The sequence below is a fragment of the Solibacillus merdavium genome (assembly GCF_014836935.1).
Taxonomy (GTDB): domain Bacteria; phylum Bacillota; class Bacilli; order Bacillales_A; family Planococcaceae; genus Solibacillus; species Solibacillus ferritrahens.
This window is the reverse complement of the sequence record NZ_JACSPW010000009.1, coordinates 146600-163585: the sequence shown is the minus strand read 5'-3', so window position 1 is coordinate 163585 and position 16986 is coordinate 146600. Positions and strand designations below refer to the sequence as shown.

Below are 16986 nucleotides of genomic sequence, written 5' to 3'. Positions count from 1 at the left end.
AAAAGTAGTTTGAAAGCTCATTTGCTTTGCTAGCGATTTAACTTAATTAAAAGTTATAATCTATTGTTTGCTTCATTAAAGAAGCTTGTTTCATTAACGTTGCTTGTTCAGTTTTCAAGGTTCATCGTGTCGTTTTGGTGACAACTTTTATATCATAACATCTCTTATCGTTGTTTGTCAACTGATTTTGAAAAGTTTTTTTAAAAAGTAATAACTGATTCGACAGCTTATATAATTTTATATTAGTTTCTCGCTTAAGTCAACTGTTAATAAATTTTTATAATTTATAATTGGTTTCTCTTAAGGACTCTTAATATAATATCATTGCAAAATCTAACCGTCAATAGTTTTTTAAAAATAGTTATATTTTTTATTATTCATATAAGAAGAGCCATATCCATCCCATGAATAACAGCTCTCTTCCATAAACAACTTTAATCTAATAATCATTTGTAAGGACACGTGATATATAGAAACTTCTATTTGTAGAAAGATCTAATAATTCTCCCGTACGATTTAATTTCACTAATGGGCGTGTAGGTGCATACTTATTAATAAACATTACTTCACCTAACTCCAAATTCGATAGTTCTATTTTTGTCCCAATCGGTAAATCCACGACTATATCAATTAAAGCTTGAACAACTTTAATATCAAATTTTCCGAACTCTTCTTCTTTAATCATTTCCATTACTTTAAAAGGCGATTGTTTTGAACGATATAACCGCTCACTAGTCATCGCATGAAATACATCTGCAACTGCAATGATTTGTGCAAAGCTGGATATATTACCAATACGCTCTCCATTCGGATACCCGCTCCCATCTAATCGTTCGTGATGCTGATAAATGGCTACTTTCATAATCTCTTTAATAGCAGGATTGTTCTTTATTAACATAAAACTATAATAAGGATGTTTTCGTACTTCTCCAAACTCAGCTTCAGTTAATGAATTTTTCTTATCACGAATACGAGCTGGAATACGCGACATCCCACTATCTGCTAACACCCCAGCAATAGCTAGTTGAATAATATCCCCACGTTCAAAGCCCATTTTTTTTGCAATAACAGCTACTATTAACCCAGTTGCAATACAATGATGGTATAAGTAGTCCTTTGGATTTGAGTAATTATTTAAGTTAAATATGTACGAACGATCCTCTAATACTTTTTCTATCAACGGAATCATAATGCCTCTAACTTTTGTAAGATCAATTTTCCCACCTGCCGACCAATTCAAAAATTCCTTTTTCAATTCGGTAATGCCATCATTATAATATTTTTGAAAACTTATATACTTAGGCACCGGAACAGTTATTGAATCCTTTTCAGTATTCACTGCATTTGATTTAATTTCTTCTAAGTCGTTATAAACTAATACTGTTTTTAAATTAAAAAGGTCGATCACTCGTAGATGCTCTGATTTTACTTTTGTATCTTTATATATGATTGGATATTGTGTATTGGCAAATATATCTTCTGCAATTACTTTATCTAATTTTAATTCTTCTGATCTCATAACTATTGCTTCCAACTTCACAACCCCTTCATTTCGTTAGTATAGGTATTTAGGTTTAATTGAATTATTTAGATTAGCTAATCCAGAATTATTTTACTACTTACAAACCTTTACTATTTTACAATTAATTATAACGAATGGAGAAAAAAATACAAATAAAAAAAGTAATCTAGATAGTAAAAACCTACTAGATTACTTTTTAATTTATTCTTCTGTTTCAGAAGTTGAATCAGCCTCTAAATCCACTTCTAGTTCTGCTTCGTCTTCATCTGTATCATCGTCTTTTTTCACACGTGCCACTGTTGCCACAGTTTCTTCATCTGCTAGACGAATTAAACGAACACCTTGCGTACTTCGTCCAATAATAGAAATATCTTTAACATCCATTCGGATCAGCATACCGTTAATAGTGATTAACATAATGTCTTCTGTACCATCAACCGCTTTTACGGCACACATCTTACCGTTCTTATCGGTAATTTGCATCGTCTTCAGACCTAAACCGCCACGGCTTTGTAAACGGTACTCTGATTCAGGCGTACGTTTACCGTACCCTTTTTCAGTAACAACTAATATTTCCTGACCCGGTTCAATAATTTCCATCCCGACTACAAAATCGCCTTCACGGAGTTTTATACCTCTAACCCCTGCAGCAGTACGACCCATTGAACGAATATCATCTTCTTTGAAGCGGACCAGCATTCCTTCACGAGTACCGATAATAATCTCCTTCGTACCATCCGTTAAATGAACTGAAATTAGATCATCATCTTCTCGCAATGTAATAGCTATTAAACCGTTTGTACGAATATTTGCGAATTGGTCAACTGGTGTACGTTTCGTTACACCCGTTTTTGTCGTAAAGATAAAGTATGCATCTTCTTTAAATTCCGTAACGCGAATCATTGCAGTTACATGTTCACCTTTATCGATATTCAGTAAGTTAACAATTGGTAAACCTTTTGCTTGTCGACCGAATTCTGGGATTTCATACCCTTTTGCACGGAAAACTTTACCTTTTGAAGTAAAGAATAAAATCGTATCATGCGTAGATGTAAATAGTAAATGCTCAACGAAATCATCCTCGTTCGTACCCATACCTTGTACACCACGTCCCCCGCGCTTTTGCGAGCGATATGTATTCGCTGCTAAACGTTTAATGTAACCGTTATGTGTCAATGTCAGTACTGAGTTTTCTCTTGGGATTAAATCTTCGTCTTCTATCATTTCTAAACCGCCGGCAGTTATTTCTGTACGGCGTGTATCATTGTAACGTTCTTTAATTTCCGTCATTTCTGTACGGATAATTTCTATTACCTTCGCTTCATCTGCTAAAATCGCCTTTAATTCATCGATTAATTTCAAAAGCTCCTGATATTCTGCTTCAATTTTTTCACGTTCTAATCCGCTTAAACGTACAAGTCGCATATCTAAAATTGCTTGTGCCTGACGTTCAGATAAATTAAAGCGCTCCATTAATTGAGGTCTTGCTTCTTCCCCACTCCGAGAGGCACGAATAATCGCAATAATTTCATCAATATGATCCAGCGCGATACGTAAACCTTCTAAAATATGTGCACGTTCCTCTGCTTTTCGAAGTTCGAATGCAGTACGACGTTTAATAACTACCTTTTGATGTTCTAAGTAATGATATAGCACTTCTTTTAGACCTAATACTTTTGGCTGTCCATCCACTAATGCAAGCATATTCACACCGAAGCTTGATTGCATCGCTGTTTGTTTAAATAAGTTATTGAGTACAACGTTTGCATTGGCATCACGACGAACCTCAATAACAATACGCATACCATTACGATCTGATTCATCGCGTAAATTTGTAATACCATCGATTTTTTTATCACGTACTAGCTCTGCAATCTTTTCGATTAGTTTTGCTTTATTCACTTGGTAAGGTAATTCATGAACTAAAATTGTCTCTTTACCATTGGTAGCTTGTTCAATCTCAACTTTTGCACGAATTGTTAAAGAACCCCGGCCTGTTTCGTAAGCACGGCGAATTCCAGAGCGGCCTAAAAGAATACCGCCTGTCGGGAAATCAGGTCCTGGAATAATTTCCATCAGCTCTTCAGTTGTAATGCTTGGGTTATCTGCTATTGCCAATACTCCATCGATTGTTTCTCCTAATTGATGTGGTGGGATATTTGTCGCCATACCTACAGCGATTCCCGAAGCACCATTTACTAAAAGGTTTGGATAACGTGCTGGTAAAACTAACGGCTCGTTTTCACTACCATCATAGTTCGGTCCATAATCAATTGTATCTTTATTGATATCACGGAGCATTTCCATTGCGATTTTTGACATTCGAGATTCTGTGTAACGCATAGCTGCAGCGCCATCACCATCTACCGAACCAAAGTTACCGTGACCATCAACTAGCATGTAACGATAGCTGAAATCCTGTGCCATACGAACCATTGCATCATAGATGGAAGAGTCACCGTGTGGATGGAACTTACCCATTACATCCCCAACGATACGTGCACTCTTCTTATATGGTTTATCTGAAGTATTACCTAACTCCTGCATGCCATACAAAATACGACGGTGTACGGGTTTAAGCCCATCACGTACATCCGGTAATGCACGAGAAACGATAACGCTCATCGCATAGCTTAAGAAAGATGATTTAATCTCTGTTGTAATATTTTTTGATTCTATATGTCCATGTTGAATGTCAGACAAAATAAGGACCTCCTTCCAATTGAACTAATTAAATATCCAGGTCTTGTACATAGACAGCATTTTCTTCGATAAAGTCACGACGTGGACCAACTTCATCACCCATTAATGCATCGAAAATTCTATCGGCTTCAATCGCATCGTCCAATTCTACTCGAATTAACGTACGGTGCTGTGGATCCATTGTTGTATCCCATAATTGTGTTGCATTCATTTCTCCTAAACCTTTGTAACGTTGTACATTTGGCTTTGGTAGCTTTGGTAGACGCTGTAAAATTTCTTCTAATTCTTGATCTGAATAGCAATATTCCAAATGTTTACCTTGTTTCACTTGGTAAAGCGGCGGTTTTGCTGCATAAACATATCCAGCTTCGATTAATGGACGCATGAAACGGAAGAAGAAGGTTAACAATAGTACGCGGATATGCGCACCATCGACATCGGCATCCGTCATAATAATGATTTTGTGATATCGTGCTTTTTCTAAATTGAACTCTTCACCAATCCCCGTACCAAATGCCGTAATCATTGCACGAATCTCAGCATTAGATAAAATACGGTCTAATCGGGCTTTTTCAACATTTAGAATTTTACCGCGTAATGGCAAAATTGCTTGGAAGTGACGATCACGACCCGATTTTGCAGAACCACCCGCAGAGTCACCCTCTACGATATAAATTTCCGATTCAGCAGGATTTGTAGAAGAACAATCTGCTAACTTACCAGGTAAACTTGAAACTTCCAGGGCTGATTTACGGCGTGTAAATTCACGTGCCTTTTTCGCTGCAACACGTGCGCGAGCAGCCATAGTTCCTTTTTCAACAACCTGACGCGCTACTGAAGGATTCTCCAACAAGAAACGTTCAAAGCCTTCTGAGAATAATGAGTTAGTAATTTGACTCACTTCAGAGTTACCTAATTTTGTTTTTGTTTGACCTTCGAATTGAGGGTCCGGGTGTTTAATCGATACGATAGCTGTTAATCCTTCTCGAACGTCTTCCCCTGTAAGGTTCGCATCTGCTTCTTTAATTATATTCGCTTTTCGTGCATAGTCATTAATTACACGCGTTAAAGCAGTTTTAAAGCCTGATTCATGTGTACCGCCTTCATACGTATTAATATTATTTGCAAACGACATAATTGTTGAGCTAAAGCCTGCATTATATTGCATAGCAATTTCAACTGAAATGCCCTCTTTTTCGCCAAATACATCAATTGGTACGTGGATCGGTTCTTTGTTTACGTTAATATGCTCAACATATTCGCGAATACCGCCTTCAAAGTGGAATGTTTCCGAACGCTCCTGCCCAGTTCGTTCATCGGCAATAGTGATTCTAATTCCACGATTTAAATAAGCCAGTTCACGAATACGAGTTGCTAAAATATCGTATTCATATATTGTTGTTTCTTTAAAAATTTCGCTATCTGCCTTGAAACGTGTAGTTGTACCTGTATAATCAGTTTCACCAATAACAGTTATTTTTTGTACAGTATGGCCTCGTTCAAAAATTATTTCATGAATTTTGCCATCACGGTGTACTTGAACAATTGTTTGACTCGATAAAGCGTTTACTACTGAAGCACCTACACCATGAAGACCACCGGAAACTTTATAGCCCCCACCGCCAAATTTACCACCAGCGTGCAGAACTGTCATAATAACTTCAACAGCAGGCATACCCATTTTTTCCTGAATATCAACGGGAATACCACGACCATTATCTTCTACGCGAATCCAATTGTCTTTTTCAATCGTTACTGAAATATCTGTACAATATCCAGCTAAAGCTTCATCAATACTATTGTCTACAATTTCCCACACTAAATGGTGCAATCCTTTTGAACTTGTTGAACCAATATACATACCAGGACGTTTTCGTACAGCTTCTAATCCTTCTAATACCTGTATTTGATCCGCATCATAAGATTGCTGGACTTTATTATCTTCTAAAGTCACTATTGGTCACCTACTCTTTCATAACTTTCAGTATGCTTCTCTAATATTAACTTTCATGCATTTATTATTCTATTGCTCCTTTTTTCACATGGAACAATTTTGCGTGCTGTATTGTTTCATGGTGAATACCTTCTACACTTGTCGTTGTAACAAATGTTTGAACTTCACCCTGAATTGTATTTAATAAATGTGATTGACGATAATCATCCAACTCAGATAAAACATCATCTAACAATAAAATCGGTGTTTCCTTTGTTTCTTGTTTAATGAGCTCTATTTCAGCAAGCTTTAATGATAACGCTGTTGTACGCTGTTGACCCTGTGAGCCATATACTTGTACATCATAGTCATTCACAAAAAACTGCAAATCATCACGATGTGGACCGATTAATGTTACTCCTCGCTCAATTTCACGCTGTTTGACCTCATTTAATTTTTCCGTTAAATGTTCTCTCATGCGATCAGTTGGCCAATTTGCTTCCATCCCTGACACAGGACGGTATTTAATTACCAACTTTTCAAGCCCGCGCGAAATGCCAAAATGAATTGGTTCAGCCCACTCCTGCAAAAGTTCCATAAATTGAAATCTTTTACGAATTATTTGTATAGCTGCCTCCACATATTGCTCTGTATAAATATCAAACATTACATCGGATGCAAATGCTTGTTTACCTTGGTTTTTTTTTAGTAAATGATTACGTTGTTTTAATATCTTTTGAAATGTTAGTAAATCATGTAAATAGACTGGCGATATTTGCCCGATTTCCATATCGATAAATCTTCGGCGAATTTGTGGGCTACCTTTCACGATATTCAAATCTTCAGGAGCAAACATGACAACATTCATCTGTCCAATGTAATTACTTAATTTAGTTTGTTCAAGATGATTGATTTTGCCTTTTTTCCCTTTTTTTGAAATCGTTAATTCGATAGGAATGCCACCGTAACGCTTATTTACCACACCTTCTATTTTACCATAATCCGCATCCCAACGTATTAATTCTTTATCGTTCGCAGTACGATGAGATTTGGCCATCGCTAGTACATAGATTGATTCCATAACATTTGTTTTTCCTTGAGCATTCTCCCCAATAAAAACGTTAATTTTATTTGAAAAATCTAGTGTTAACGATTCATAGTTACGATAATTCGTTAGCTGTAAGCGCTCGATGTTCATGAATCAGCTTTCTCCGTTTTCAATAAACGCATCCACAATTTTAAATCGGCCAACACCTGGGATATTGATAACATCGCCATGACGTAATTTTTTCCCACGTCGACCTTCTGCTTCTCCATTCACAAACACTTCATGTTCACTTAAAAACCACTTTGCCATGCCACCAGAGCTAATTGTATCTGTCATTTTCAACGCTTGACCAAGCGTAATAAATTCTGTATCAATAACTAAATCATTCAACGTAATTCATCCTCCACTTAAATAAAGTCTTATCATTCTATCATACCTAAAATTTGCCCATAAGTAAAAAAGGAATGGTCTCAATAATAATTTAAAGACCATTCCTTTTGAAAATTGTATTTTTTTAGTAAGTACGTACCGGTAAAATTAGTTGTAAAATCGCATCATCTGCTACAGATCGCAGAATGAACGGACGCATTGCCCCAGTAAATTCAATTACTACATCTTGACCATCAATAGCTTTTAGAGCTTCCATCATGTATTTCGCACTAAATGAAATTTTTAAAGTTTCACCTTCCAAGCTTTCCACTTGAATTTGCTCTTCCACTTTTCCAATCTCAGGTGAGTTTGATGAAATTTCTACAGTTTGATTTTCAAGTGTCTCAAATCGAACAACATTATTACGGTCTTCACGTGCAAGCAGCGATGCACGATCAATTGCTTGAAGAAGTGATTTTCCGTTAATCGTAATCATTGTTTTAAATTCTTCAGGAATTAAACGGGATGTATCTGGGTAATTCCCTTCCAAAAGACGTGAAAAGAAAAGAACGTCATCTGTTTTAAACAATACATGTTGACTCGTTAATACAATTTGTACCGGATTATTCGTATCTTCTAAAATTTTATTCAATTCATTTAAACTTTTTCCTGGAATAACAACTGAAGTAACATCAGTTGGTAAATTTTCAAGATTCACTTTACGACGTGCCAAACGATGACTATCCGTTGCAACGCATATTAATTCATCGCCATCAACTTTCCAGTTTACACCTGTCAACACGGGACGGCTTTCAGAAGTTGCTACAGCAAATACTGTTTCACGAATAATTGACTTTAATAGATCTGTAGGGATTGTAAATTGACGATCAGCTGCAAGTTCAGGTAGTTGTGGATATTCTGTTGCATCAGATCCAATTAGATGGAATTCTGATTTACCAGAACGAATAATTGTTGCAACACCGTTTGTAACTTCAATTTCTACTTCGTTTGTAGGTAATTTGCGAACGATTTCATTGAACATACGTGCTTGTAATACGATGGAGCCTGTTTGTGTAATGTTTATAATTTGTTCGCCATTTTCCTCTACTGGTATAAATGTTTGAATTGTAATATCTGCATCACTACCTGTTAAAGTCATGCCTTCATTTGTAACATCAATCTTAATTCCCGTTAAAATAGGAATCGTTGTTTTGGAGCTAACTGCTTTCATTACATCATTTAATCCAGCTAAAAGATGATCACGTAAAATATTAAATTTCATTAGTTTACCTCTCTTATATAATTAATTATTTATTTAAAGATATTAATAGATATAGTAATAGGCCCTGTGGATTTGTGGATAACCTAACTTTTTCTTACTGCATGTAAGCTATCCACATGTGCACAAGCTGTGTATATCACTGTGTGAAAAAGGATTAGTTATACACAGCTTTATTTACCTAGCATGCTTCGAATTTGTTTAATATCTTGTTGGAGCTGTTGATCTGTTTTAATTAATGAAGATATTTTTTCATGTGCATGGATGACGGTCGTATGGTCTCGTCCCCCAAATTCCTCGCCAATTTTAGGTAATGAAAAATCCGTTAGTTCCCTCGATAAATACATCGCGACCTGCCTTGGAAAAGCAATCGACTTTGTTCGGCGTTTTGCCGTAAAATCTTCTAATCGTATATTGAAGTGCTCCCCGGTTGCAGTTTGAATATCTAAAATTGAAATCATACGCGGTTTTGAGTTCGGCATAATATCTTTTAAAGCTTCTGCAGCCAGTTCAGGCGACACATCAGTATTGACCAAAGATGAATATGCAACTACACGGATTAATGCGCCTTCTAACTCACGAATATTTGTATCAACTTGATTGGCAATATAAAGCATAACCTCATTTGGTATATCCAATCCGTCTGCTTTGGCCTTTTTTCGTAAAATAGCAATACGTGTTTCTAAATCAGGTGGTGCAATATCTGTGATTAAACCCCATTCAAATCGAGAGCGCAAACGATCTTCCAATGTAGGGATTTCCTTTGGTGGTCGGTCACTTGAAATGACGATTTGTTTTGATTCTTCATGTAATGTATTGAATGTATGGAAAAATTCCTCTTGCGTAGACTCTTTCCCAGCTAAAAACTGAATATCGTCAATTAACAGTACATCGACATTACGGTATTTATTTCGGAAATCTATTGTTTTGTTATCACGAATCGAGTTGATAAATTCATTCGTGAATTTTTCAGATGATAGATAGACGACATTTGCTGTTGGGTTATGTTCTTTTACATAATGACCAATAGCATGCATTAAATGGGTTTTTCCTAATCCTACCCCCCCGTATATAAAGAAGGGGTTGTAGGCTTTTGCTGGTGCTTCTGCTACAGCTAAACTCGCTGCATGAGCAAAGCGGTTTCCAGAGCCGATAACGAACGTATCAAATGTATATTTTGGATTGAGCATACCAGGTGTAATATCATGGTGATCACTCGATTTTGCTTGGGTAATAGGTGGTGGTAGTTCAAAGTCGTCTGCCACTTGATCTTTCTGAACGACAAATTTAATGACCAGATCTTCGCCAGTTAACTCATTTAATATTCCAGTAATCATATGAATATAGTATTGTTCAAGCCAATCACGGGCAAAAGAGTTAGGTGCTGAAATCGTTACTTTTGTGCCACTATGAGCCAAAAGTTTTGTCGATTTTAGCCAAGTATCAAAGCTCGGTTTTGAAATTTTTTGTTCAGCTTGGGCAAGGACGGCATTCCATAAATTTTCTAAATGTTCCAAGCTTGTTCTTCCTTTCGTTATTTCATTTCACATATTAATTCATATATTAGAAGAGATTTATTTCGTTCAACATAGAATGAGATTTTTTTTTATGTGATTTTTTTGAGACAGTTTCGTTCTTATTCACAAAAAAAAGAAACGCCCTGTTAGATATTTAATAGAAAAACAGAGCTATAAAATATGAATTTTATCAATAAAAAACATGTTCATACACATAACCACACGCTGTGGATAAATGTTATACAATAGTTAGGGAAATCATTGTCCACAGATTATCAACAATTGTGGATAAAATATTTCCCAGAAAAGAATTCCACAAAGTAAAACACAGTTATCGTATCAAATAAAGTGAGCTATTTCAATACTTAATCAATCTTATCCACATAATCATATGTTATTCGAGTAATGGTTGTCCACAGGGAAGTTATATGTGAAAAAGCTGTAGATAAACGTTGTGGATAATTTTTTGAGAAAAAAAACTACTCACAGGCTTAGGTAAAAAAATATTTATGAATTGTGGATAACTGAATATTGGGAAGGGAGAGGGAATAGATTATGAAATATAATTTAAAAATAGAAAAAAAAATAGAAGGATTGACAAATGGGTTTCATTATTTATATAATATCATGGTCTGTATGTAGAAATAGATATAGTAACACTCGAATTCAGGAGGTGTATATAAATGAAACGCACGTACCAACCTAAAAAACGTAAGCACTCTAAAGTTCACGGTTTCCGCGCTCGTATGAGCACAAAAAACGGCCGTAACGTATTAGCACGCCGTCGTAAAAAAGGAAGAAAAGTATTATCAGCATAAGTCCACTGAGCCACATCAGTGGTCTTTTTTTTCTTTTATCTTCATTCAGTAGAAAATACTTACCTGTATAGGTAAGGGATGCATGCTTGTTTTATCAGTTCCATCAGGTGTTTATACACCCGCTGAATGAAGATAAGCCTCTGGCAGATGCTCAGATTTTTTATTACCAAAAAATCTGGACGCAATTACGCCTAGGTGTAATTGATTGTTTCGACAGAAGCAAAAAAAGTACCAATGATTAGATGGAGCAGGTGAATGGATCATGAATAAACGCCAACGAATAAAGAAAAATGAAGAATTTCAAAAGGTGTTTAAAAAAGGTAAGTCCTTTGCGAATCGCCAATTTATTGTTTATTGCTTGAAAAAGGAAGAACAAGAGGCGTTTCGTATTGGCTTATCAGTAAGTAAAAAAGTGGGGAATGCGGTCACACGAGTTCAAGTGAAGCGCTATATTCGCCAGGCTTTTCTGGAAATAAAAGATGAAGTAAGACAAGATATGGACTATGTTATTATCGCCAGAACGCAGGCGGCCACAATAGATTTTCATGAAACCAAAAAAAGCTTGCAGCATGTATTAAAAGTTGCAAGAGTTTATAAAGGTTGATATTACACTTAAAATTTACTATAAATTTTTACGATAGTTTGAAATAAAGATACGATAAAATTTAAATTATCGGAACAATTAGTAGTGTACAAACGTATGCACATGGTAAACTGTTGTCATAAAAAATTGAATAGGTTTGCTTTAGGAGGAAGAAGGTTGAAGAAAAATCTTTGGATAATGCTGTCGCTTGTCTCAGTAGTATTGCTACTTTCAGGCTGTACAGAATTTGACCAGCCGATTTCATCTGAAAGTGATGGCTTTTGGAATGAATATATCGTTTGGCCATTAGTATCATTCATCAAGCTTTTTGCTGATATGTTCGAAGGCAATGCTGCGAATTATGCTTTTGCAATTATTATCGTAACTGTTATTATTCGTCTAATTATTTTACCTTTAACAATCAAACAAGTTAAAAGCTCTAAAAAAATGCAGGAAATGCAACCGAAGTTAAAAGAGCTTCAAGCAAAATACAGCTCTAAAGATGCAGCAACTCAACAAAAATACCAGCAGGAAATGATGCAGTTAATGCAAACTTCAGGCGTTAACCCATTAGCTGGATGTTTACCGATTCTTATTCAAATGCCGATATTAATTGGTTTCTATCATGCAATAAGCCGTATGAATGCAACACCGGACGCATTTGAATTAGGAACATTTTTAGCGGTTCCGTTAGCAGAGCCAAGTATTGTATTTGCTGTTATCGCAGGTCTTATTCAGTATGTTGTATTAATGACTGGACCAGCAGTAGATAACCCGCAAATGAAAATTATGATGTACATCATGCCATTAATGATTGTTGGTTTCGGTATTATTTTACCTGCCGCTTTATCATTATATTGGGTAGTCGGAAACTTTGTATCTGTATTACAAAACCTTGTTATTTACAAACCTTGGAATAAAAATAAACCGGATGCTACCGATGCAGGAGGAGCGAAATAAGTGAAACAAACTACGCAAATAGGCGCAACAGTAGAAGAAGCGATCTCATTAGCGTTACAAAAGCTTGGCCATACTCGGGAACAAGTTGATGTAGAAGTTTTACAAGAAGGTAAAAAAGGATTTTTAGGTTTTGGTGCACGAAATGCAGAAGTTCGTGTTACTGTAAAAGAAATTGTTCAGCAACAAGTGAATAACGAAACTACTTCACAACCTACACCTGTAGTAGAAGAACAGTCATTTATCAAAGAAACCTTTGAAAATGAGCCGGTTTTAGTTAATGAAGATCAATCAATTCACCATGAACAACAACAAGTGGACCCTATTGAAGAATCAAAGTCGTATTTAACGAATATTGCTTTAGGAATGGGGATTACAGATTTAATAATTGAACATGAATCAGATGGCAAATATGTTTCTTTTAAGTTATCGAGTGAAAAAGCAGCATTATTGATAGGGAAGCGTGGTCTTACCTTAAATGCGCTTCAACATTTAACACAGCTCATGCTTAATAAAACTGCCAAATCATTTATGATTTTACAAATGGATGTAGAAGATTATCGTGAACGCCGTCAAGTTGCACTTGAGCAGTTAGCATTACGAATGGCGGACAAGGTAGTACGCACCCGAAAATCGGTCTCATTGGAACCAATGGCTTCTTATGAAAGAAAAATCATTCATAATGCATTGGCTAACCGTTTGGATATTGAAACATATTCAGAAGGTGCCGAGCCAAATCGCTATTTAGTCATTGAGCCAGTAAAATAAAAGCATACAGACGTGTTGGCCTATTCTTTTGGATAGGCCGTTTTTTTATGTAAATAATACTTATAAAAAACAACATTGCTTTAGATTTTATTTAAAATATGTTAATCTAAATTGTTAGAAAGTGTAGCACGGATGTGATTTATCCACATGTGGATAACACAAAATTAGGAGGATATAAGATGGAATTCGATACGATTGCTGCGATATCCACACCAATGGGAGAAGGAGCCATTGCCATAGTTCGTCTAAGCGGCGATGAGGCAGTAGCGATTGCAGATAAAATATTTAAGTCACCAAATCATAAGCGTCTAAACGAAGTGGCGTCACATACGATTCACTACGGGCATTTAATTGATCCAAAAACGGATGAGGTCGTAGAGGAAGTTATGTTGTCACTAATGCGCGGACCAAAAACTTTTACGCGTGAGGATGTTGTCGAAATAAACTGTCATGGTGGTATTGTGTCAGTTAATCGTGTTTTACAGCTTGTATTGCAATATGGTGCACGTCTGGCGGAACCTGGGGAGTTTACAAAGCGAGCTTTCTTAAATGGTCGTATTGACTTATCACAGGCAGAAGCTGTTATGGATTTAATTCGTGCAAAAACAGATCGTGCTATGAATGTTGCACTCGGTCAAATGGACGGGAAGCTTTCACGTCTTATTATGTCTTTACGCCAAGCATTATTGGAAACATTAGCACAAGTGGAAGTCAATATAGATTATCCGGAATATGATGATGTAGAAGAAATGACAATTCCAGTACTGCTTGAAAAATGCGGTTGGGTACGAGAAGAAATTATTAAATTGCTTCAAACATCATCACAAGGGAAAATTTTGCGTGAAGGCTTATCAACAGTTATTTTAGGTAGACCAAATGTAGGGAAGTCTTCACTTTTAAATAGTTTAGTTCAAGAAAATAAAGCGATTGTAACCGACATTGCAGGCACGACTCGTGATATTATTGAAGAATACGTAAATGTACGCGGCGTACCTTTACGTTTAGTCGATACTGCAGGTATTCGTGAAACAGAGGATATCGTAGAGCGAATTGGTGTTGAACGTTCTCGTGAAGCGTTAAAAGACGCTGATTTAATATTACTTGTTTTAAATTATGGAGAAGCATTGACGATTGAAGATGAGCGGTTATTTGAAACGATTCAGGCAATGGATTATATCGTCGTTGTTAACAAAACAGATATCGAGCGCAAAATCGATTTAAATCGTGTCCATGAATTAGCAGGTAAACATCGTGTCGTAACGACTTCGCTATTAAAAGAAGAAGGTGTAATGGAGCTTGAAGAAGCGATTGCAGCGTTATTCTTTGAAGGACAAGTAGAAGCAAACGATTTAACATATGTTTCAAATGCACGTCATATTGCCTTATTGCATCAAGCTCAACAAGTAATTGAAGATGCATTGGCTGCAGCTGAAGCTGGGGTGCCGGTTGATATGATTCAAATAGATGTTACGCGCACGTGGGAAATCCTTGGTGAAATTATAGGAGATACTGTTCAGGAAAGCTTAATTAATCAGCTATTCTCTCAGTTCTGTTTAGGGAAATAAATTTAAGTAAAGGAAAGGAAGAACAACATGTCATTACAATATGAAGCAGGTAATTTTGACGTAATCGTTGTTGGTGCAGGACATGCTGGTGTGGAATCAGCATATGCTGCCGCAAAAATGGGTGCTAAAACACTCATGCTTACAATTAATTTAGATATGATTGCGTTTATGCCATGTAACCCTTCAGTCGGCGGACCTGCAAAAGGAATCGTTGTTCGTGAAATCGATGCACTGGGCGGATTAATGGGACGTATCATCGATAAAACACATATCCAAATGCGTATGTTAAATACGGGGAAAGGTCCAGCAGTACGAGCATTGCGTGCACAAGCGGATAAATTCCAATATCAACATGAGATGAAACGTGTATTGGAAGAAGAGCCAAACTTGCAAATTCATCAAGCAATGGTCGATGAACTAATTGTAGAAGATGGGGAAGTAAAAGGTGTAATTACACAAGTTGGAGCCATTTACCGTGCACCAGCTGTCATTATTACATCAGGTACGTTTTTGCGTGGAGAGATTATTTTAGGGAATCTGAAGTATTCTTCAGGTCCAAACAACCAACAGCCATCCATTAAATTAGCGGATAACTTAAAAGAATTAGGGTTTGATTTAATCCGATTTAAAACGGGAACACCACCACGTGTAAACAACCGTACAATTGACTATTCAAAAACGGAAATTCAGCCGGGTGATGATGTACCACGTGCATTTAGCTTTGAAACAACAGAATATATTATGGATCAGTTACCTTGCTGGTTAACTTATACAACAGAGGAAACACATCGTACAATTGAGGAAAATCTACATTTATCTCCAATGTTTTCAGGGATGATTAAAGGGACTGGCCCACGTTATTGTCCTTCAATTGAAGATAAAGTAACACGTTTTAGCGATAAGCCTCGTCACCAGATTTTCTTGGAGCCTGAAGGACGCAATACACGTGAAGTATATGTCCAAGGGTTATCGACAAGCTTACCTGAACATGTTCAAAAAAAATTACTTTCTTCTATTCCAGGATTGGAAAACGCGGAAATGATGCGTGCGGGTTATGCTATTGAGTATGATTCAGTAATTCCAACACAATTATGGCCAACACTAGAAACGAAAAAAATTCAGGGTCTTTATACAGCTGGTCAAATTAATGGTACTTCAGGTTATGAAGAAGCAGCAGGTCAAGGTTTGATGGCAGGTATGAATGCAGCAGCAAAAGTTTTAGGGCGTGAAGAAATTATCTTAGATCGTTCTGATGCATATATCGGTGTATTAATTGATGACTTAGTGACGAAAGGTACAAATGAGCCTTATCGTTTATTAACATCTCGTGCAGAATATCGTTTACTTTTACGTCATGACAACGCAGATTTACGTTTGACAGAAGTGGGCTATAAAGCAGGAATGATTTCAGAAGAACGTTATGCAAAATTCCAGTTGAAAAAAGCAAAAATTGAACAGGAAGTTGCTCGTTTGCGTGAAGTTATTATTAAACCAAATTCGACAACACAAGAAGTAATCCGCTCTGCTGGCGGTGCCGAGCTTAAAGATGGTATTCGTGGTGCAGATCTTTTAAAACGTACAGAAATGACGTATGATTTAGTTGCTTCGTTAACACCTTCAGAAATTGAACTATCAGACGATATAAAAGAACAAATTGAAATACAGCTAAAATATGAGGGTTATATTCAAAAAGCACTTCAACAAGTAGAAAAAATGAAGAAGCTTGAAAATAAGAAAATCCCTGAAAATATTGATTATGATGCGATATCAAGCTTGGCGACAGAAGCTCGTATGAAGCTAAAAAGTGTTCGACCACTTTCCATTGCACAGGCTTCACGTATTTCTGGCGTAAATCCTGCAGATGTATCGATTTTACTTGTTTATATTGAGCAAGGGAAAATTGCAAAAGTAAGTACGAACTGAA

The 16986-nt window shown here is 36.4% G+C and carries 13 protein-coding genes; 6 read left to right on the top strand and 7 right to left on the bottom strand.

Going from position 1 to position 16986, the window contains the following annotated elements; translation table 11 throughout:
* Window positions 1-439: 439 nt before the first annotated feature.
* The 7 genes from H9632_RS11335 to dnaA form a co-directional block, all read right to left on the bottom strand.
* Window positions 440-1534 (bottom strand): HD-GYP domain-containing protein, encoded by a 1095-nt coding sequence (locus H9632_RS11335; protein ID WP_225223796.1) that lies wholly within the window; start codon window positions 1532-1534, stop codon window positions 440-442.
* Window positions 1535-1723: 189 nt separating this feature from the next.
* Complete coding sequence (gene gyrA, locus H9632_RS11330; RefSeq protein ID WP_191704193.1) at window positions 1724-4225, bottom strand: DNA gyrase subunit A; 2502 nt, start codon at window positions 4223-4225, stop codon at window positions 1724-1726.
* Between the two features lie 28 nt (window positions 4226-4253).
* Complete coding sequence (gene gyrB, locus H9632_RS11325) at window positions 4254-6179, bottom strand: DNA topoisomerase (ATP-hydrolyzing) subunit B (RefSeq protein WP_191704192.1); 1926 nt, start codon at window positions 6177-6179, stop codon at window positions 4254-4256.
* Window positions 6180-6243: 64 nt separating this feature from the next.
* Entirely contained in the window at window positions 6244-7356 is a 1113-nt protein-coding gene (gene recF, locus H9632_RS11320) for a DNA replication/repair protein RecF (protein WP_191704191.1), read from the bottom strand.
* Between the two features lie 3 nt (window positions 7357-7359).
* Window positions 7360-7596 carry a S4 domain-containing protein YaaA gene (yaaA, locus tag H9632_RS11315; protein WP_191704190.1) on the bottom strand — a complete coding sequence of 79 codons (237 nt, stop codon included), beginning with the start codon at window positions 7594-7596 and terminating at the stop codon, window positions 7360-7362.
* Between the two features lie 124 nt (window positions 7597-7720).
* Window positions 7721-8857, bottom strand: coding sequence for a DNA polymerase III subunit beta (dnaN, locus tag H9632_RS11310; protein ID WP_191704189.1), 1137 nt, complete (start codon window positions 8855-8857; stop codon window positions 7721-7723).
* 170 nt (window positions 8858-9027) lie between these two features.
* Window positions 9028-10371: a chromosomal replication initiator protein DnaA gene (dnaA, locus tag H9632_RS11305; protein WP_191704188.1), complete on the bottom strand. Its 1344-nt coding sequence runs from the start codon at window positions 10369-10371 to the stop codon at window positions 9028-9030.
* A 683-nt stretch (window positions 10372-11054) separates the two neighbouring features.
* Here dnaA and rpmH point away from each other — a divergent pair.
* The 6 genes from rpmH (at window position 11055) to mnmG (ending at window position 16985) form a co-directional block, all read left to right on the top strand.
* Entirely contained in the window at window positions 11055-11189 is a 135-nt protein-coding gene (gene rpmH, locus H9632_RS11300; protein WP_008408389.1) for a 50S ribosomal protein L34, read from the top strand.
* A gap of 262 nt (window positions 11190-11451) precedes the next feature.
* Window positions 11452-11793, top strand: a complete 342-nt coding sequence (gene rnpA / locus H9632_RS11295; RefSeq protein ID WP_191704187.1) for a ribonuclease P protein component — start codon at window positions 11452-11454, stop codon at window positions 11791-11793.
* 156 nt (window positions 11794-11949) lie between these two features.
* Window positions 11950-12732 carry a membrane protein insertase YidC gene (yidC, locus tag H9632_RS11290; protein ID WP_191704186.1) on the top strand — a complete coding sequence of 261 codons (783 nt, stop codon included), beginning with the start codon at window positions 11950-11952 and terminating at the stop codon, window positions 12730-12732.
* The gene (jag, locus tag H9632_RS11285; RefSeq protein WP_191704185.1) at window positions 12733-13497 is read left to right on the top strand and encodes an RNA-binding cell elongation regulator Jag/EloR; all 765 of its coding nucleotides are present in this window, start codon (window positions 12733-12735) and stop codon (window positions 13495-13497) included.
* Between the two features lie 179 nt (window positions 13498-13676).
* Window positions 13677-15062: a tRNA uridine-5-carboxymethylaminomethyl(34) synthesis GTPase MnmE gene (gene mnmE / locus H9632_RS11280; RefSeq protein ID WP_191704184.1), complete on the top strand. Its 1386-nt coding sequence runs from the start codon at window positions 13677-13679 to the stop codon at window positions 15060-15062.
* Between the two features lie 27 nt (window positions 15063-15089).
* Window positions 15090-16985 (top strand): tRNA uridine-5-carboxymethylaminomethyl(34) synthesis enzyme MnmG, encoded by a 1896-nt coding sequence (gene mnmG / locus H9632_RS11275; RefSeq protein ID WP_191704183.1) that lies wholly within the window; start codon window positions 15090-15092, stop codon window positions 16983-16985.
* The last annotated feature ends 1 nt before the right edge of the window (window position 16986 follow it).

Excerpts from the sequence above, each read along its gene's own strand:
- rnpA (WP_191704187.1), top strand. The coding sequence starts at position 11,452 with ATGAATAAACGCCAACGAATAAAGAAAAATGAAGAATTTCAAAAGGTG.
- recF (WP_191704191.1), bottom strand. The coding sequence starts at position 7,356 with ATGAACATCGAGCGCTTACAGCTAACGAATTATCGTAACTATGAATCG.
- dnaN (WP_191704189.1), bottom strand. The coding sequence starts at position 8,857 with ATGAAATTTAATATTTTACGTGATCATCTTTTAGCTGGATTAAATGAT.
- mnmE (WP_191704184.1), top strand. The coding sequence starts at position 13,677 with ATGGAATTCGATACGATTGCTGCGATATCCACACCAATGGGAGAAGGA.
- mnmG (WP_191704183.1), top strand. The coding sequence starts at position 15,090 with ATGTCATTACAATATGAAGCAGGTAATTTTGACGTAATCGTTGTTGGT.
- rpmH (WP_008408389.1), top strand. The coding sequence starts at position 11,055 with ATGAAACGCACGTACCAACCTAAAAAACGTAAGCACTCTAAAGTTCAC.